The 18388-nt window shown below is 41.6% G+C and carries 17 protein-coding genes; 2 read left to right on the plus strand and 15 right to left on the minus strand.

Annotated features, from left to right (window positions below):
- The first annotated feature begins 98 nt into the window (after positions 1–98).
- Both H5232_RS24115 and H5232_RS04455 read left to right on the plus strand, forming a co-directional pair.
- Positions 99–2765 carry a flagellar hook-length control protein FliK gene (locus tag H5232_RS24115; RefSeq protein ID WP_259400103.1) on the plus strand — a complete coding sequence of 889 codons (2667 nt, stop codon included), beginning with the start codon at positions 99–101 and terminating at the stop codon, positions 2763–2765.
- 3 nt (positions 2766–2768) lie between these two features.
- Positions 2769–3077, plus strand: coding sequence for an EscU/YscU/HrcU family type III secretion system export apparatus switch protein (locus H5232_RS04455; RefSeq protein ID WP_145239329.1), 309 nt, complete (start codon positions 2769–2771; stop codon positions 3075–3077).
- Between the two features lie 13 nt (positions 3078–3090).
- On the opposite strand, the gene H5232_RS04460 is transcribed toward H5232_RS04455, so the two are convergent.
- The 15 genes from H5232_RS04460 to flhB all read right to left on the minus strand — a co-directional run bounded on the left by H5232_RS04460 (position 3091) and on the right by flhB (position 18387).
- The gene (locus H5232_RS04460; protein WP_145239332.1) at positions 3091–3495 is read right to left on the minus strand and encodes a DUF2802 domain-containing protein; all 405 of its coding nucleotides are present in this window, start codon (positions 3493–3495) and stop codon (positions 3091–3093) included.
- A gap of 16 nt (positions 3496–3511) precedes the next feature.
- Positions 3512–4009: a chemotaxis protein CheW gene (locus H5232_RS04465; protein ID WP_145239335.1), complete on the minus strand. Its 498-nt coding sequence runs from the start codon at positions 4007–4009 to the stop codon at positions 3512–3514.
- Positions 4010–4028: 19 nt separating this feature from the next.
- Positions 4029–4814 carry a chemotaxis protein CheW gene (locus H5232_RS04470; RefSeq protein ID WP_149981468.1) on the minus strand — a complete coding sequence of 262 codons (786 nt, stop codon included), beginning with the start codon at positions 4812–4814 and terminating at the stop codon, positions 4029–4031.
- 3 nt (positions 4815–4817) lie between these two features.
- The gene (locus H5232_RS04475) at positions 4818–5588 is read right to left on the minus strand and encodes a ParA family protein (protein WP_149981469.1); all 771 of its coding nucleotides are present in this window, start codon (positions 5586–5588) and stop codon (positions 4818–4820) included.
- Positions 5589–5596: 8 nt separating this feature from the next.
- A complete protein-coding gene (locus H5232_RS04480; protein ID WP_149981470.1) occupies positions 5597–6556 on the minus strand; it encodes a flagellar motor protein MotB in 960 nt (319 codons plus the stop codon).
- 5 nt (positions 6557–6561) lie between these two features.
- A complete protein-coding gene (locus tag H5232_RS04485) occupies positions 6562–7326 on the minus strand; it encodes a flagellar motor protein (RefSeq protein ID WP_149981471.1) in 765 nt (254 codons plus the stop codon).
- Positions 7319–8461, minus strand: coding sequence for a chemotaxis response regulator protein-glutamate methylesterase (locus H5232_RS04490; RefSeq protein WP_182739668.1), 1143 nt, complete (start codon positions 8459–8461; stop codon positions 7319–7321). Before H5232_RS04490 ends, H5232_RS04485 begins: the two co-directional genes overlap by 8 nt.
- A 68-nt stretch (positions 8462–8529) precedes the next feature.
- Positions 8530–10737 carry a chemotaxis protein CheA gene (locus H5232_RS04495; RefSeq protein WP_182767508.1) on the minus strand — a complete coding sequence of 736 codons (2208 nt, stop codon included), beginning with the start codon at positions 10735–10737 and terminating at the stop codon, positions 8530–8532.
- 14 nt (positions 10738–10751) lie between these two features.
- A complete protein-coding gene (locus H5232_RS04500; RefSeq protein WP_145239357.1) occupies positions 10752–11516 on the minus strand; it encodes a protein phosphatase CheZ in 765 nt (254 codons plus the stop codon).
- A gap of 17 nt (positions 11517–11533) precedes the next feature.
- Positions 11534–11917 (minus strand): chemotaxis response regulator CheY, encoded by a 384-nt coding sequence (cheY, locus tag H5232_RS04505; RefSeq protein ID WP_016708035.1) that lies wholly within the window; start codon positions 11915–11917, stop codon positions 11534–11536.
- 40 nt (positions 11918–11957) lie between these two features.
- A complete protein-coding gene (locus tag H5232_RS04510; RefSeq protein WP_149981786.1) occupies positions 11958–12668 on the minus strand; it encodes an RNA polymerase sigma factor FliA in 711 nt (236 codons plus the stop codon).
- A gap of 26 nt (positions 12669–12694) precedes the next feature.
- Positions 12695–13555 (minus strand): MinD/ParA family protein, encoded by an 861-nt coding sequence (locus H5232_RS04515; RefSeq protein ID WP_149981477.1) that lies wholly within the window; start codon positions 13553–13555, stop codon positions 12695–12697.
- On the minus strand, positions 13548–15029 hold the full coding sequence (gene flhF / locus H5232_RS04520) for a flagellar biosynthesis protein FlhF (RefSeq protein WP_182830587.1): 1482 nt from the start codon (positions 15027–15029) through the stop codon (positions 13548–13550). The genes H5232_RS04515 and flhF overlap by 8 nt, the downstream gene beginning before the upstream one ends.
- Positions 15030–15052: 23 nt before the next feature.
- Complete coding sequence (flhA, locus tag H5232_RS04525; RefSeq protein ID WP_149981479.1) at positions 15053–17161, minus strand: flagellar biosynthesis protein FlhA; 2109 nt, start codon at positions 17159–17161, stop codon at positions 15053–15055.
- 95 nt (positions 17162–17256) lie between these two features.
- Positions 17257–18387 (minus strand): flagellar biosynthesis protein FlhB, encoded by a 1131-nt coding sequence (gene flhB, locus H5232_RS04530; protein ID WP_182718178.1) that lies wholly within the window; start codon positions 18385–18387, stop codon positions 17257–17259.
- Between the last annotated feature and the right edge of the window lies 1 nt (position 18388).

An 18388-nucleotide genomic window follows, 5' to 3' on the forward strand; every position in this document is an offset into this window, starting at 1 on the left:
ATGATTCTCTATACCCAAAATTAGGCGTTAGTCTAGCATAATGATAGGGTAATACGAATAATGCTTTGCACCGATTAACAAAAACTTGATTTAAAATAATGAACAAACCTACACAGATAACATTAGCGAATTCGCTTCCTGTCAGTCATTCGTCGCACAATGGCGTTGCACAGCAATTACCTGTTTTCAGCGAGCAAACACTCAGCGCTAAAAACATCGTGTTCGCCAAAGGCTCTGTGCAGATGGAAGTCTATGTTGATAAGCATTGGCAAACATTACGCTTAGCTACAACTGGCACTGAAACAAACACTCAAAAAATTGCCAGTGCCGATATTCAACTCAGTAATGATGGTAAACAACTCACTATTTTACCAAAGCAAGCTGAGATCAGCTTGCGTCAAACAAACCAACTGCAAAGTGTTTTAAATTTAATTAACAGTGGTGTTCAGGTCGAGAATAAACCTTTGTCGTTGCAAATTATTTTACAGCCTGCTGCAAAATTACTGTTAAATCAGTTACACGCCAGTATTCCTATCAATAAAGAAGTCGCCCAACTACTGCACAATGAGCAAGATCTAAAAGCAATAATTACCCCGAACCGCAATAATTTTACCTTAAGTGTTGTTAATCGCTTTGCTGATACACTTCACCAGCAGCCAATCAGCCAAGCAAAACTTGCTCTTTGGCTCAGTAAACTGGTACCAAATGGGCAGCTACAGCTAGATAAAAATACCGCAATACTGAGCTTTAATAATTATAATGGCAATATTAAGCTCGCACTGCAGCAGCCGTTAAATAATCACAGCATACACTCAACTCAGCCTGGTGGGGTAATTCAAAAAGTACAATTAAATGCGCTTAATGAACAATTAATAATAAAAACGCAGCTACCAAAAATAGCTCTGCAGTTAAAAAATTCATTAGCCCATACTTTTAATTCATTGCTACAAAAAAGCCATGTACCAGGCCAGTTTAATACCCAAACAAGTGTCGCACCTAGCAGCCCCTTATTGGTCAGCAGCAGCCCAATAAGCTCGTGGTTGCAAGACAGTTTTGCTGACTTAAAAACCCGGATCAGTGACGCTGTACGCTATTTTGAAAGCAAACCATTTAGTCAAGTCAGCAATAAATCAGCTGTAGCACAATCACTAACACCAACAGATCAAACTGCACAAACCTTACTACCCAAATCACTCAGGCAAATAAACCTTGTGGCAATGGCGACAAGCAACACCCAACCATTACTGACAGATATTAGCCAAGGTACCGCGCTGCCAAAGCATTATCATCAATCGCCTCCCCTGGTACAGTTATTTCAGCGATTAAAAGCCGGTTTAGCAAGTATTACAGAGCCTAATGCGGTTAAAAATAACAGTACTACTGCGGCGCCACTGAGCAAAGATACCGATAACTACAAACAATTAAATAAACTAGCTGCCGCGATTCAATCCAGCGAGCAAACTACAGTAGCGCAAAATAAAACACCGCAGGTTACTGTTAATCCAAAACAAGCAGCATCTGATATTAATGCTCTACCTGCTCAGCTAAACAAAGAACCTATCGCTAAAGCGCTAGCACACAGTCCCGAACAAGTTCTACCCAGCAAAACCAATAGTACAACTGTCAATGTCAGTGATAATAGCGCTGTCGCCAAAACAGTTATAGCCGATGCTCAGCAAAAATTAAAAACAACTCCACCTTTTGCTGCAGGAGTAGATACCAAAGTAGCATCTCTAACAGCACAGCTAAACAACGACAATCTAAAAGCAAGTACTCACTTACATATAGAAGCACTATTAAAAGGACCGATAACCAGCGCTTTGCCAGCCAGCCAGATTAGCTTGCCACTGGAAGCCAAATTATTGGCACCACTTTTAAAAACGCCTATCGAAAAGCCGCTACCTAATTTTAAATCAGCAGCAAACTACGATAAACAGCATATCGCTTCACAAATTAATAAACTAGCAGCGACCAAAGTAAGTAATAATGTCGATTTAAATCGGCTAGTCAATCAAGCTTTTAGCCGCATGATTGACAGCCAATCGTTGCAACCGTTAACCATTCAACGAGAAATACTCAGTGTTTTGCGTCCAGAAAGCTTAACCACTAGTGCCCTGCAAAATAGTTTTAGCCAATCTATTGAGCATTTGGCAGTGGCGATTTTAGCGGCTCCAAGCTTAGCAAATATCAGTGCGTTGAATTTTAACAGTCAAAGCTCACTTGATGCTTTATTACAAATATTAGTGCCTAACTTTAAAGCAACTAACCCACAGAAACTGCAAGAACAATTACTACAGCCACAATCACAAGCCTTAGCGGCTGAGCTGAGCCAAATAAAAACTGCAATTAGCCAAATTAACAGCACCCCCATCAATCAGCAGCCTGATAATAATCCGTTAGTACAATTTTTACTGCCGATGCGACTGCCACCGGAAACCGCACAAACAGAAATTTCATTAGGACAATATAAAAAACCAAGCCAAAATAAACTCGAAGCTAAAAATGTTTGGTTTGTGCGACTTAATTTTGATTACGCTGAGCTTGGCCAATTACAGATCACCGCTGAATTAATGGATAAAGCACTCGATTGTCAATTACTTGCCTCAAGCCAAGATATCACCGCAATGGCTCATCCGCACCTTGAGAGTTTGCGTCATAAATTAACAGCTCATGGCCTACAAGTTGGTGAAATGAAGCTAAGCCAAGGTGCGCCGCAACACCAAGCTTTTTATCAATCCCATGCCATTATTAATATTAAGGTTTAAGCCATGAGTGAGATACCAAAACATAAGTCTGCAATTGGTTTAGTTTACGAAGCCGGTCGTACTCCTACAGTCAGTAGTAAAGGGTTTGGTGAGCTCGCAGAAGAGATCATTAAAGCTGCAGAAGAAAAAGGAATTTTGATCCACAAAGATGAAGCATTGGCTAAAACGTTATCGCATTTAGAGCTTGGCGAAGAGATCCCAAGAGAACTGTATTATGTGATTGCCGAACTGATTGCTTTTTCATATGTACTGCGGGGTAAATTCCCACCAGGCTGGCAAGACTTTCAAGGCAAGTTAAATATTCAGGCGTAAAAAGTAAAAGGCGCTAATTAGCGCCCTTTTGATGATGTAACGACATTAATAGTTCTGCTTCGGCACGCGGAAGTTCACACTCTCGTATGATCTCTTCAATATCGGCACCTAGTTCAACCATTTTCACTGCTCGAGAATAAATTTTCGCATCAGGATCGTCATATTTTTGCGCATCTTGTAATTGCGCTAACTCTTGATTTCGCTGCTCTACAGCGACTAATCGCTTACCAATACTTAGCATACCGGTGCGCATTTCTGCGACTTCACTGCGTAAAATACTGAGCTGTTGTTGAGTTTCTTGCAGTTGCAGTATTTTGCTTTTTAATGCTGCAGCGTACTTATTATTATTAATAAAAATTAGTCCCAAGCATACTAACACCAGTACAATTGAGACTCCAAGCAACGAGTATAACAACATAGTTTTTCCGTAAGCGTTATAAATCGCTCAACTCATCCCACTCTTCGTCATTTAGTAATTTATTTAAATCAACTAAAATCAATAATTCACCATCACGATTACTGACACCTTGAATAAACTTGGCACTTTCTTCAGTACCAATGTTTGGTGCACTATCAATTTCTGAGCTACGCAAATAAACCACTTCTGCTACACTGTCGGCTAAGATACCAATGACTTGCTCTTCAGCTTCAATAATTAATACTCGTGAATTGTCTGTTGCTTCTGCAGACATCAAACCAAATCGTGCACGCGTATCGATTACTGTTACAACATTGCCACGTAAATTAATAATCCCTAAAACATAGCTTGGAGCACCTGGTACTGGAGCAATTTCTGTATAACGCAAAATCTCTTGCACTTGCATCACATTCACACCATAGGTTTCTGATTCAAGCTTAAAAGTTACCCACTGCAATACTTCATCATTGCCATCGGTATTTTTACTGCTTGATAATAATCTTTGTTCACTCATGTTATTACTCCGAATATCGTTACTGGTCGCGGCTATCTAAACCTTGCTCTAATAATTGACCTAAGCTTTGCACATCAATTAAGGCACACATTTTTTCTTTAATTACACCTGCAAGCCAAGGCCGCTTGCCACTTTTAGCTCGCCATTTCACATCTTCACTGCGTAGTGTAATGTTATTAACCAGCTTTTCAGCCAACAATCCCCATTGGCTATTACCTAAAGTAATTAAGTATTGGTAGTTTAATTTGTCTTCTAACTCTTGGGTATACTTTTCTGGCATCACCCAAAGCGCTGTATCAACTACATTAAGATTCTCATCACGATTTAGCATCACTCCTTTAAACCACTTGGGTTTACCAAAAAGCTGATTAACTTCACCTAATTGATGAATACCACCTAATGCTTTTAATGGTACTGCGAGGGTAAGCCCAGCCACTTCAAAGAATAACGCCTGAAACTCACCATCAAAATAATCTTCTTGACGCTGTACAGGAGTTTTAGCTTCAGCAACATTTAGCTGTTCACTCACTTTAGCTATATCTTTGATATTAGCTTGGATCTGTGGTTTCTCAAGGGGCGCGGGTATTTCTTCCTCAATACTAGTCTTTGGCTCATCAAGTGCGTTTGGCTGCACAATGGTTTGCTGCGACGCCTTGAGTGGCATTTTATTGCTACTTTCTGTGGATGGAACTTGTTCGAGTAATTTTGCAACCGGGTGTAAGTCTGTTGACTCATCGTCTTCGCACAGTAAAGCCCCCAAGTACTGGGTCATTACTTTTTCATTAGCAAATAATTGCTTACTCATTCATTAACCTTGTTCAATCAAATAATCGAGTAATGCGCGATAAGCATAAACACCTCTTGAGCGTGGACAATACTGAATCGGTACTTGTTGAGCTAAACTTGCATCACGGAACTTAGTATCTACGGGTATTACCCCTGGCCATACTTTTTCTTGGTACGTTTGCTGTAATGTCTTATATGCTTCAAGGGATGCATTAGTGCGCTTATCATACATTGTAGGGATAATGGTATATTGATACTGCTTTGATTGCGAGCTTTGCATTAATTCCATGGTCCGCATCATTCGGTCTAGTCCTTTGAGTGCTAAAAACTCAGTTTGTACTGGCACTAAAATGCGCTCACTTGCAGCCAATGCGTTAACCATTAATACACCTAACACTGGCGGACAGTCTAAAATAGCGTAATCATAATGCTCACTAATTTTTGCTAAAGCTTTTTTTAAGATAAGCCCCATTCCGGTCTTATTACCCATACTGCGGTCAAGTGTCGCGATTGCCATCGTTGCAGGAAGAATATCTAAGTTATCTATGTTCGATGGACACAAAGCTTGCAATATTTCTTCACTTGCCATGCTGTTTCCACGGGCAAATATATCATATACACTGACTTCTAAATCTTCTGAATCAATGCCAAAGTAATACGTTAAAGATGCATGAGGATCGGTATCAATCAGTAATACTCGCTTTCCTTGCAGCGCTAATATACCAGCTAAGCTCACAGCCGTGGTCGTCTTCCCTACTCCACCTTTTTGATTTGCTACCGTCCAAATTTTCACATCACACCTTATTTTTGTTCGTTGCGCGTTGTAATTCTTATACCACCGTGTGGGAGTTGGATCACTTTAATAGTGTTGTCATCACTTGGCAACTCAATTGGTTGCTCTGCTTCAGTTTCTGTTGCTGGTTGCTCGGTTGTAACAATGGGCTTGGGTGGCAAACCATATTTTGATAATGCAACGACTACTTTACGATTTTCAGCACGTCCTTGCTCTGTATCATTATCAGCAAAAGGTGAATACTGTCCATATCCTTCAATGGCCATGCGCGCAGGGTTGATACCTAATGCATCAAGTTCGACTAAAATCGAGGTCGCTCTTGCAACAGATAGCTCCCAATTAGAACGAAACATTTCATTATGAATGGTTTCATTATCGGTATAACCACGCACTCTAACGTAGTTATCTACTGGGGCAATAATATCGTTTACTAATTTTATCACTGCTTTCGCGCGTTGATGCGCCACAGCACTGCCACTGGAAAATAACATTCCTGAGCTTAATTCAATGATCAACCAGTCTTGGTGCAACTCTAAACTTGCTTCGCCATCGCGTATTTCATCGATCAAGGCTGATTGTAATTTAGTTAATAAGCTATCTAAAGGTTTGCCTAAGTGTTTTTGTTTTATATTACTGGTATCGCTTTGTCCATCCAGTAACTCTGGGCCAGCTTCTTGCTTTTGAATACTTTCACCAAACAGTAGTTCGTTTTCAGGAGTCACTCTATCGGTTAATAAACCGGTCCCCGTCACGCCTTGACCCTCTTGACTATACTGACGAGCTGACTTGTCAAAAACCTGCTCCAGCGAATCAGATAAAATTTGGAAGCTTTCTTCTTTATTAATCGCAATCGCATACATCACTACAAAGAATGCAAACATAATAGTCATGTAATCAGCGTACGACACTAGCCAACGTTCTGTATGCTGACTTTTGGTCGATGAGTGACGAAGTCGACGGCGCATCATAATAATTATTCTTGAAGCTGACTTGGACGCTCTACACGATACGCTTCAAGTTTCAGCTCAATATTGACAGGGCTATCACCTTGGCTCATGGCAATAATTCCTTCAGCTAATAACTCATGAAACAGCATCTTTTGTTCTACTTGTTGTTTGAGCTTGTTAGCCATAGGTAAAAACAATAAATTTGCTAAGCCAACCCCATAAATGGTGGCAAGAAAAGCAGTCGCAACCCCTGCACCTAACTTTTCAGGTTCAGTGATAAATGACATCGCTTGGATCAGACCAAGCACTGCGCCTAATATACCGATGGTAGGACTGTAACCGCCCAACGCCTCATAAACTCGACTGGCTTCAAGCAGCCGTTCTCTTTCTAGCAACAAATCAATTTCTAGTGTGTCTCTGAGTTTTTGCTCACTGTTGCCATCAATCAGTAAACTCAAGCCTTTGGCAACATATGGATCCGGATGGGTTAACGCTATTTCTTCAAGTGCTAAATACCCTTCTTGGCGGGCTTTTTGTGACCAACTTTTAACTTGCTCAATTGCTCTGTTGATATCGTAACTTGGTGGGAAAAATACCCAGTGGCTTATTCTTAATGCTTTATTAAACGTACTTGCTGGTGTTTGTAGCATTACAGCACCTAACGTACCGCCCAACACAATGATTAATGCCGGGCCATTAAATAAAGCACTCACAACACCGCCTTCTAGTGAGTAGCCATAACCAATCGCCAAAAGTGCAACGAACAGGCCTAGAAACGACAACTTATCCACAACCAATCTCTCGAACTAACCGATTAGCAACGTCTTCAAGCGCAATGCTTGCCGATGATAACCCTGCGTTAGCAACCGCTTGTGGCATACCATATACCACACTGGTTTTTTCATCTTGTGCCCAAATAGTAGCGCCGGCTTGTTTAAGCATTCTTGCACCGTCTCTTCCATCTGCGCCCATGCCTGTAAGTACCACAGCTAATACATCACCTTGGAACGATTTGGCTGTACTTGCAAAAGTAACATCAACACTTGGTTTATAGGTGATCCGGGCACTATCGTCTTCAAAAACACGTAAAGTGCGATTGCCAGCCCGTCCCTCAATCAACATTTGTTGACCGCCCGGCGCTAGATACGCGACGCCTGGCATTAATCGGTCGCCTTGTTGTGCTTCTTTTACTTTTATTTTGCACAAGCCGTTTAAACGTGCGGCAAATGCTGGCGTAAACGCAGCTGGCATATGCTGTATTAACAAAATAGGGTGCGGAAAATTAGCGGGCAACTGAGTCAGAATTGTTTGCAGTGCAACAGGTCCTCCCGTTGAAGTACCTATTGCAACTATTTGATATTTCTTTCCTGAAGCGCGAGTGTTAGCTGCAATATTAGTCGCAGGTGCAGCGCTCCGGTTAAAGCTTCGATCTGGTTGAGTTATCGCAGGGCGACTTGTTGTACCTGCAGAAACGGGAGGTATTGGTGCCGATGCAGGAGGCGTTGTCGGCCGACTAAAGCGCGAAAGACGCTTGCGTCCAATTTCTTTTACTTTATTTTGTAATAACTTAATCGCATCTTCATTATTACGAGCAATATCTTCAAATTTTTTCGGTAAAAAATCTAGAGCACCCGCATCAAGTGCGTCTAAGGTTGCTGTTGCGCCATCACGAGTCAGTGAGGAGAACATCAGAATAGGGGTTGGATTTGCTGCCATGATTTCTTTTACAGCACTAATGCCATCAAGCACGGGCATTTCAACATCCATGGTGATTACATCTGGACGAAGTTGATTTGTTTTATCGACCGCTTCTCGGCCATTTACCGCAAAACCAATTACTTCGATATCCTTATCTTGCTCGAGTATTTCGCTCACTCTGCGGCGAAAGAAACTTGAATCATCAACAACTAAAACTTTAACTGCCATTGGCATACTCTTGTTAAATTTTATCTGTGAGAGCCATATTTAGCCCTCACAATAAGATAAGAATTGGCCTAACCTGCGTAGTGTTTTAACAGGTTTGGAACATCTAAGATCAGCGCTATACCACCGTCAGACGTGATCGTTGCACCTGCCATACCAGGTGTTCCTTGTAGTAAAGCATCAAGCGGTTTAATAACAACTTCTTCTTGACCAATCAATGAATCCACTACAAAACCAACTTGTTGCGTACCAATTTGTACAATTACAACATGGCCTTGAGCTTTGCGTAATGATCTGTCAGCACCTTTAACTAACCAATGTTCTAAATAAAACAACGGTCGTGCTTTCTTACGAACAATAATGGTTAATTGACCATCAACTACATTCGTTTTAGTTAGATCTAGGTGGAATATTTCATTAACACCAGCCAGTGGTAATGCAAATGTTTGCTCACCGACAACCACCATCAATGTCGGCAAAATAGCCAACGTTAACGGTACTTTAATTTCTAGGATTGTGCCTACACCTAGCTCAGATTGAATACTCACAGAACCATTTAGTTGGGTAATTTTGGTTTTCACCACATCCATACCCACACCACGACCCGAAATATCAGAGATCTGTTCTTTGGTGGAAAAGCCTGGTGCAAAAATAAGGTTATAGGCTTCTGTATCAGATAATCGAGCTGCTTGCTCGTGATCAAGCACCCCTTTATTGATTGCTATTTTTTTCAGTTTTTCAGGGTCCATACCTGCACCATCATCACGAATGGTGAGCAAAATATGATCACCCTCTTGCGATGCTGATAAAGTAACAGTCCCAGTTCTTGACTTACCTGCCGCTTCACGCACATCAGGCATTTCAATACCATGGTCAACCGAGTTGCGCACCAAGTGGACTAAAGGATCTGCCAGTGCCTCAACTAAGTTTTTATCTAAATCGGTTTCTTCACCCACGAGCAGTAAGTTAATGTCTTTTCTCAAACTGCGGGCTAAATCACGGACTACGCGAGGAAAACGACCAAACACTTTCTTGATCGGTTGCATCCGCGTTTTCATTACCGCACCTTGCAAGTCTGCGGTTACTACATCAAGATTCGAAATGGCTTTACCCATCGCTTCACTTTCAGTATTGGTTGCTAAACTGACTAAACGATTGCGAACCAATACCAGTTCACCAACCATGTTCATTATTTGATCTAGGCGTTTTGTATCAACACGCACCGTCGTATCAGCTTGTGGAGGAGCTGGTTTTTTAGCAACAGCTGTCGCTGGAGCTGGTGCGGATTTTTCAGCTGCTTTCACAGGCTCAGACACTGCTGGTTTGGGCACTGGCTTAGCTGCGGCAACAGGTGCAGGTGCAGGTGTTGGTGCTTTTTTAGCGGGTGCTGGCTCAGTCTCAGCGACCGCTTGTGGCGCGCTGCCTTTACCATGTAATTCATCAAGTAAAGCTTCAAATTCATCATCGCTGATTTCATCTGGACCATTACTTTTCGTCGGTGCTAAAGGTGCTTGGGCCGGTTTAGGCGCAGCACTTTCGGTGCCTGCAGTATCTTTATTACTTACTAGACCGAAGCTACCAATGCCGTGCAATTCATCCAATAAATTATCAAATTCATCATCAGTAATATCACTATTTGATGATTCATTGCTGACAGTGGTTGTTGGCGTTATAGGACTTTGCCCTTGTCCGTGGAGCTCATCAAGCAGGCTCTCAAATTCATCTTCTGTTATCTCATCGATTTGAACATCTTTTTGATCGCTATCAACTTGACCATCAAATAATGAGTCTAGCGCAAATGGATCGTCAGAATCATCTAAAATATCATCAGCATCAACAACAGGGATATCGCCTGCAGGTTCAGCACTGCCAGTTAATTCTTCAGCCGTTGGCGGCAGCCCTAATTTATGTAAAACAGCGAGTAATTCTGGATTTGCTGGTTCTGGTTTTTCTCTACTTTGGATAGTCGCAAACATTTCGTTGATAGTATCGAGTGCTTGCAAGATCACGTCCATCAGTTCGGAATTAACCTTACGAACACCTTGACGCAATAAATCGAAAACGTTCTCTGCACCATGGCAAGCATCGACTAGTTCAGTCATGCTTAAAAAGCCTGCGCCGCCTTTTACCGTATGAAAACCACGGAAAATTGCATTGAGTAATTCGGTATCATCTGGGTTATTTTCAAGCTCCACCAGCTGTTCTGACAAAAGCTCAAGAATTTCTCCAGCCTCTACTAGAAAATCTTGTAAAATATCTTCATCGACTTCAAAGCTCATGCAGTTTTCTCCTCTTAGAAGCCCAAGCTTGATAATAAATCATCAACATCATCTTGTCCTGAGACAACATCATCACGAGATTCTTTATCAATAATTGGCCCTTCAGGGCCTGCAAGTGTATTTTCAGCAGGCGGTTTTTCAATGACTGGTGCTATTGTTTTTGTTTCGCTATCATCTTGGCTGCCAAATGCTGTCAACAAGTGGATCAAGCTGTCTTCTACTTCTCTAACAAGCTCGATAACCCGACGGATCACTTGACCGGTTAAATCTTGAAAATCTTGTGCCATTAACACATTGGTCATGAGTCCTTGCAACTCATCCGTTTTAGTTTGCGAGCTATTCATGAACTTATCTAAGCTATGGCAAAGTGTTTTAAATTCACCTAGCTCAATTTCACGATTCATTAAACGATCCCAAGTGGGTTTAATGTCTGAAATGTCATCAGCAAGCTGTTGGGCAATGGGTAAACTTGCTTCTACAGCATCCATGGTTTTATTAGCAGCGTTTTCGGTCATTTCCATAACATAGTTAAGACGCTGCTTCGCGTCGGGTAGTGCATCTTTGGTCAAATCAGCTAAACGTGTATCAAGCTCAAAATTTTTCAACGCATCATGAAGCTGACGCGTAAGTTTGCCTACTTCGGCAAATAATTCTGATTGCTCTTTTGACGCCGCATCAATAATTAACTGATCAGCTTTATCTTGTTCACCGTTTTCAAGGTAAACCACAAGCTGACGGGCTTGTTCTAAACTGATCTGAGGCGCAGCAGGTGCTGACATAAGCCTCTCCTATTTATTTAACCTAAACGCTCAAACACTTTTTCCAATTTGGTTTTCAGTGTTGCAGCTGTAAATGGTTTAACGATATAACCGTTAACACCAGCTTGTGCAGCAGCAACAATTTGTTCTTTTTTAGCTTCTGCTGTTACCATTAAAACAGGAATGTGTTTCAGGCTGTCATCGGCCCTAATAGCGCGCAAGAGATCGATTCCTTGCATGCCAGGCATGTTCCAATCTGTAACTACAAAATCAAATTCTTGATTCTGCAACATCGGTAAAGCTGTTGAGCCATCGTCAGCTTCTTGTACATTTGTAAAACCCAAATCTCTTAACAGATTTTTGATAATACGTCTCATCGTCGAAAAATCATCAACAACAAGAATTTTCATGTTTTTATCCAAAACATCCTCCGGTGAGGTCTGAACCTATATTTACTTACTACTAATTAATCCAGTCATTGATTTTTGCTTTGAGCTTAATCATCGCCTGACCATGTATCTGACTCACACGCGATTCACTTACATCGAGTATATGTCCAATCTCTTTTAAATTCATTTCATCGTTATAATACAGCGACAATACTAACCCATCTCGTTCAGGTAAAGATTGTATAGCTGTTAATAATGATTGATTAAAGCGTTCATTTTTAACGTTATTAAAGGGCTTGTCCAGTGCTAAATCATGTCCCACTGGTGTGATAACATCTTCATCTACCCCTAAGTCTTCTATACCTAACACTTTACTTGAATTTACATCACTAAGAATATGATGGTACTCATCTAGCGTAATATCAAGTTTTTCAGCAACTTCACTGTCTTTAGGTTCTCGATTCAGGCTGCTTTCTAGCTCACTAATCGCTTCAGCGACTCTGCGGCTATTACGGTGCACTGAGCGTGGAGCCCAATCACCTCGGCGCATTTCATCCAGCATCGCACCACGGATACGAATGCCTGCAAAGGTTTCAAAGCTTGCACCTTTAGTCGCATCAAAGTTCTTTGATGCTTCAATTAACCCTATCATCCCCGATTGAATCAAATCATCGAGTTGCACACTCGCGGGTAAACGAGCGATTAAATGACAAGCCACTTTTTTGACTAAGGAAGCATGTCGCTCAACAATCACATTTAAATTTTGTGTCGATTGATATCCCATCGCTTTATTCACCGATGCCGTCATAGTTAGCCGTTTACTAATTTTTCTATGAAAAATTCTAAATGACCAGATGGTTGATTAGGTATAGGCCATTTAACTGCTTTTGTCGCTAATGTTTTAAATGCTATTGCTGCTGGGGAACTTGGAAATAAATCAACAATCACTTTCTGACGACGAGTTGCTTTACGCATATTTTCATCATACGGGACTGTTGCCACCAATTCCATTGAGACATCCAAAAAGCGATCCGTTACTTTTGAGAGCTTAGCAAATAGTTCCTGGCCTTCACGCATGCTGCGCACCATATTAGCAACGATTTTAAATTTATACACACCGTGCTCACGACTCAATACTTTGATTAATGCATAAGCATCAGTTATTGAGCTCGGTTCATCACATACTACTACCATGACATCTTGCGCTGCGCGCGAAAAACTTAATACCATGTCAGAGATACCAGCAGCAGTATCAACAATTAATATATCAAATTCGGTATTTAATTCACTAAAAGCGCGAATTAACCCAGCATGTTCTGATGGTGAAAGTTCCACCATACTTTGTGAGCCTGACGTCGCTGGTACTATTTTAATTCCTGCAGGCCCTTCAACTAAAATTTCATCGAGCTCGCATTCACCTGATAGTACATGAGATAGATTACGCTCTACCCTAAGTCCTAACATCACATCACAATTTGCTAAACCCAAATCGGCATCCAGTACTAACACTCGGTTTCCGAGCTGACCCAACGCAATCGCAGTGTTAAGTGAGACGTTAGTTTTCCCTACGCCACCTTTGCCACCTGTTACAGCGATAACTTTAACGCCGTTATTATTGTTTTGACTCATTTTACGCAGGCCACTTGCTTGATCTAATACTGTGTTAATCATACATCCCTACTGTGCTTGACGCTACTGCTTGGCGTCGTGAATGTTGTGCTTTTGTTCTTTTTAAATACAATTGTTCTGCTTTTTTTACTAATTTCTCTGCATTGGCGACCCGAATGTCCTCTGGAACGCGCTGACCGTTAGTAAGATACCCTATTGGAAGGCGATTTTGAATCGCTATACTAATAATCTCACCTAAACTTAATGATTCGTCTAATTTAGTGAAAATACAGCCACTTAATTGTACCTTCTTAAAGTGTCTTACGGTTTCTTGTAAAACATTAATTTGTGCGGTCGCACTGAGCACTAAATAATTGCGAATATCGACACGTTGATTACGCATTAGTGTATTTAACTGCTCAGTTAAACGTAAATCACGTTGGCTCATTCCCGCTGTATCTATTAATACTAGACGCTTATTTCGTAAATGATATAAAACTTCTGCTAATTCATTGGCATCTTTAACTTGTTTTACACCACAACCGATGATTCGGCCATAAGTAGCAAGCTGTTCATAAGCGCCAATACGGTAAGTATCAGTGGTAATAAGCGCAACTTTATCTGCGCCATATTTTTGTGCGCCAAGGGCTGCAAGTTTTGCCACGGTTGTAGTTTTACCAACCCCAGTAGGGCCAACAAGTGCATATACGCCGCCTTGGCGTAGTATTTCATTATTTGTAGTATGCATTTGGTTTTCAACCATTTGCAATAGCGCTTGCCATGCTTGCTGACGTGACACATCATCGGGAATAAAACAGGCCATTTGCTCTGCAACTTCACTGTCAATACCCATTCCGACTAAACGATCGATCATGCATGCGCGAGTAGGGTCGCGACGCGCTAAATCTTGTTGCATCAAGCCAGATACTTGATACTCAAGTAATTGACGCATCGCTGCCATTTCATCACGCATAGCGGTAATTTCATCTGTTTTGGCTGCACTTTTTGTTGGCATCGGAGTATCTAAATCATCAAAACCACTTTCTAGATCATCATCAAAACCTAAGCTATGTGCTTGCGTTTGTGGACGCGACGCAGTATCGCGACGAGCAAAATCATTATGTGCTTGTGGTTCATGGCGAGTTTGCTGTGCTTGATGTTGTTGCTGTGGTTGATACTGAGTTGATGTATCAATCCCTGACTGGCTAAACATCGATGCAAGCTCAGGTGAACGTGGACGCGGTGATTGGCGCTCTAATAATGCTTGTAAGCTATCAGCTACCGCAGCTTGCGGCTCAGGCTGTGAACGTTGTGGCGCAGGTTTAACAAAGTTAGCATTTGTTTGTGCTTGTGCCGTAGCAACATGTGCTTGTGCAGGTGCTTTCGGGGCTGCTTTTTCATAATCAACGGCGGCAACAATCTCTACCCCATTGGCTAATTTTTTATTTGACATGATTACAGCATCTACACCGAGTTCATCTTTAACTTCTTTCAGTGCGGTGCGCATATCTTTAGCAAAAAAACGTTTTATTTTCATGGTTCAACCCCTTTAAAATCCGATTATTGGCCTACTGAGCTGACAATCTTGATCTGTCTTTCGTCTGGTACCTCTTGATAAGACATCACTCGCAATCCTGGAATGGTGTACTTAACAAAACGAGATAACACAGTGCGTAACATTCCTGACGTTAGCAATATCGAAGGTTCACCGGCCATTTCTTGGTTTTGATGCGCTTCATTTAATGATTGTTGAAGTCGCTCTGCAAGTCCTGGCTCTATTCCGGCACCTTCGTCGCCTGCATTTTGTAGTGACTGATGCAACATCTGTTCCAACTCAGGCGCCAAGGTTATGACAGGGATTTCTGATGACATTCCAACCGCGTCTTGAACAATTAATCTGCGCAGTGAAATTCGCACTGCTGCGGTTAATACATCAGGATCTTGGCTTCGAGGGCCATACTCAACAAGGGTTTGTACAATTGAACGCATATCGCGAATAGCAACGCCTTCATTTAATAAATTTTGTAATACTTTAACAATTGCTGTTAGTGGTAAAATATCTGGCACTAGCCCTTCAACTAAACGAGGATGACTTTTTGCCAGCATATCTAATAGATTTTGCACTTCCTCGTGGCCGAGTAACAAGGCCGCGCTGTTAGTTAGTAACTGACTAATATGTGTTGCTACCACTGTTGCTGCATCAACCACGGTATAACCGAGTGATTGTGCTTCATCTTTTTGATCTGGTTTGATCCAAATAGCGTCTAAACCAAAGGCCGGATCTTTAGTAGCAATGCCTTTTATTGGACCAAATACTTGGCCAGGATTAATGGCCAACTCATCACCGTGCTTAAGCTCCCCCTCACCACTTGAAACACCCATCATGGTAATTCTGTATGCATTTGGGTCTAACTCTAAGTTGTCGCGAATATGCACCGGTGGAATTAAAAAACCAAGTTCTTGAGATAACTTTTTACGTACCCCTTTAATCCGGTTTAATAGTTCGCCACCTTGTGATTGATCAACTAATGGAATTAAGCGATAGCCAACTTCAAGGCCAATTACATCAACTTGTTGTACATCATCCCAACCTAGCTCTTTTTGCTCTTGCTTGTTAGCAACACCAGTGCCTGTTGCACCACCATTGGTAGCTTCTGCTTCTTTTGCTGCTGCTTCTTTTAGCTTATTTTGCTGGGTGTAATACGCTAAGTAACCAAGTAATGCACCAAGACTTAAAAAGGCAAAATGTGGCATACCCGGTACTAAACCCATCACGATTAAAATACCCGAGGCGATAAATAATGATTTCTCGTTACCGAGTTGTTTCTTAAATTGATCGCCCATATTGAGCGATTCATTTTGACGAGTAACAACAATTGCAGTGCCAATTGATAACAGTAATGATGGTAATTGTGCGACTAAGCCATCACCAATGGTCAGCAAAGTATACACTTCCATGGCGTTGCCAAAGCTTAAATCATGCTGGATCATACCAACAAACAAGCCGCCAACAATATTGATGATCAGTATTACAATACCAGCAATCGCATCACCTTTTACAAACTTGCTCGCACCATCCATAGAGCCATAAAAGTCCGCTTCACGGGTGACTTCTTCACGGCGATCTCGTGCTTGCTCTGCACTAATAAAACCCGCATTCAAGTCAGCATCAATGGCCATTTGTTTGCCTGGCATCGCATCTAAGGTAAAGCGTGCCGATACTTCAGAGATCCTGCCTGCACCTTTGGTGATTACCACAAAGTTGATGATAATCAAAATCAAAAACACCACTAAACCAACCGCGTAGTTGCCACCAATTACCACTGAACCAAAAGCTTCAATAACTTTACCTGCGGCATCACCACCGTTATGACCTTCAAGCAGCACCACCCGGGTACTGGCAACATTTAGTGCCAAACGCATAATCGTTGCAATCAATAGCACTGCTGGAAACATACCAAATTCAACAGGCTTCATGGTGTAAACTGTCACTAACAACACCACTAATGCTAAAGCTATATTAAACGAGAAAAGAATGTCGAGTAAAAATGGCGGTAACGGTAAAATCACCATACCCAACGCAGCGAGCACCAGCAAAGGTGTACCAACACCTTTTAAATACTCTTTTTTATCTTTATTAAGTTGTTGTAATACAGCTTTAAATTCCATAATTCTACAATTTCAAAAAATTGACACTAAACGGAATTTGCAATAACTATTCCAAGTTATTAATTACTAGCTTAAAAGAATACTGATTATTCAAATCAATACTTATAGGCATCTGGAATTGGGAGTGTTTTATTCAATTTTGTAGGGCGTTTACCACGGCCTTTTTGAAAGCGTTTAAGCTGAAATACATAAGCTAAAACTTGTGCGACTGCAGTAAATAGTTGGTCAGGGATTTGCTCTCCTACTTCGGCGGTATGATACAGTGCTCGAGTTAGCATGGGGGATTCAAGGATGGGTACCTCGTTACCAATGGCTATTTTCCTAATTTGCATCGCCATCTCATCAATGCCTTTGGCAACGACTATCGGCGCGCCAGCGCGCTCTGTGTCGTACTTTAATGCCACTGAGTAATGGGTAGGGTTGGTGACAACTACATCGGCATCTGGCACATCCTGCATCATGCGTCGCTGCGACATTTGTCTTTGCGTTTGTCTTATACGCGCTTTAATTTGCGGATCACCTTCAGAATTTTTATATTCATCTTTGACTTCTTGTAGAGTCATTTTTAATTCTTTGTGATGTTTATGACTTTGATATGGCGCATCAATCGCAGCAATAATGGTTAAGGTGCAGGTCAGTCCTAAAAACATCCATGCGAGTATCTCTAAGGCATGAATGATATTGCCCGGCGCACTTTCAATACTCAGATGAAGAATTTCATCAAAGAAGGTGTTGATCAAAAAGATAGCAAAGCCAGCTACTACCACAAACTTTAAAATCGATTTCACCAACTCGACGCCCGCTTGTGGACCTAACATCCGCTTTATACCTTTTGCTGGTGACATTTTACTGGCTTTAGGTGCTGCCGCCTCCCAACTAAAGTTAAAACCACCTAACAAGGTATTACCTATGATACCCGCCAGCACAATAATAAACACAAACATCGCCATCGGAAACACTAGCGCATCGGCCACCGCTCCCCACACAGAAAACATTTTAGTGGTATCGTACGTTTCATTACGGTTCAAGCTGAGCATGCGACCCATTATATTATACAGTCCCTTGCCAATCTCAGGTCCGTACATAAGTAATGAAATGGCTGAAAAAATAAGTACAAACATGGTGCCAAGCTCTTTTGAGCGCGCAACTTGACCTTTCTTTTTCGCGTCGCTTACTTTTTTCCCCGTGGGTTCTTCGGTTTTTTCTTGACCTGAATCTTCAGCCATC

Source organism: Pseudoalteromonas sp. SG41-5 (assembly GCF_014164495.1).
GTDB classification, from domain to species: Bacteria; Pseudomonadota; Gammaproteobacteria; order Enterobacterales; family Alteromonadaceae; genus Pseudoalteromonas; species Pseudoalteromonas rhizosphaerae.

What these genes read in the sequence shown, in the direction of transcription:
- H5232_RS24115 (WP_259400103.1), top strand. Translation starts at nt 99, where the DNA reads ATGAACAAACCTACACAGATAACATTAGCGAATTCGCTTCCTGTCAGT.
- H5232_RS04465 (WP_145239335.1), bottom strand. Translation starts at nt 4,009, where the DNA reads ATGAGTGAACAAAGATTATTATCAAGCAGTAAAAATACCGATGGCAAT.
- H5232_RS04515 (WP_149981477.1), bottom strand. Translation starts at nt 13,555, where the DNA reads ATGATTAACACAGTATTAGATCAAGCAAGTGGCCTGCGTAAAATGAGT.
- H5232_RS04495 (WP_182767508.1), bottom strand. Translation starts at nt 10,737, where the DNA reads ATGAGCTTTGAAGTCGATGAAGATATTTTACAAGATTTTCTAGTAGAG.
- flhA (WP_149981479.1), bottom strand. Translation starts at nt 17,161, where the DNA reads ATGGAATTTAAAGCTGTATTACAACAACTTAATAAAGATAAAAAAGAG.
- H5232_RS04480 (WP_149981470.1), bottom strand. Translation starts at nt 6,556, where the DNA reads ATGATGCGCCGTCGACTTCGTCACTCATCGACCAAAAGTCAGCATACA.
- flhB (WP_182718178.1), bottom strand. Translation starts at nt 18,387, where the DNA reads ATGGCTGAAGATTCAGGTCAAGAAAAAACCGAAGAACCCACGGGGAAA.
- flhF (WP_182830587.1), bottom strand. Translation starts at nt 15,029, where the DNA reads ATGAAAATAAAACGTTTTTTTGCTAAAGATATGCGCACCGCACTGAAA.
- H5232_RS04490 (WP_182739668.1), bottom strand. Translation starts at nt 8,461, where the DNA reads ATGGCAGTTAAAGTTTTAGTTGTTGATGATTCAAGTTTCTTTCGCCGC.
- H5232_RS04510 (WP_149981786.1), bottom strand. Translation starts at nt 12,668, where the DNA reads ATGGGATATCAATCGACACAAAATTTAAATGTGATTGTTGAGCGACAT.
- H5232_RS04470 (WP_149981468.1), bottom strand. Translation starts at nt 4,814, where the DNA reads ATGAGTAAGCAATTATTTGCTAATGAAAAAGTAATGACCCAGTACTTG.
- H5232_RS04460 (WP_145239332.1), bottom strand. Translation starts at nt 3,495, where the DNA reads ATGTTGTTATACTCGTTGCTTGGAGTCTCAATTGTACTGGTGTTAGTA.
- H5232_RS04500 (WP_145239357.1), bottom strand. Translation starts at nt 11,516, where the DNA reads ATGTCAGCACCTGCTGCGCCTCAGATCAGTTTAGAACAAGCCCGTCAG.
- H5232_RS04455 (WP_145239329.1), top strand. Translation starts at nt 2,769, where the DNA reads ATGAGTGAGATACCAAAACATAAGTCTGCAATTGGTTTAGTTTACGAA.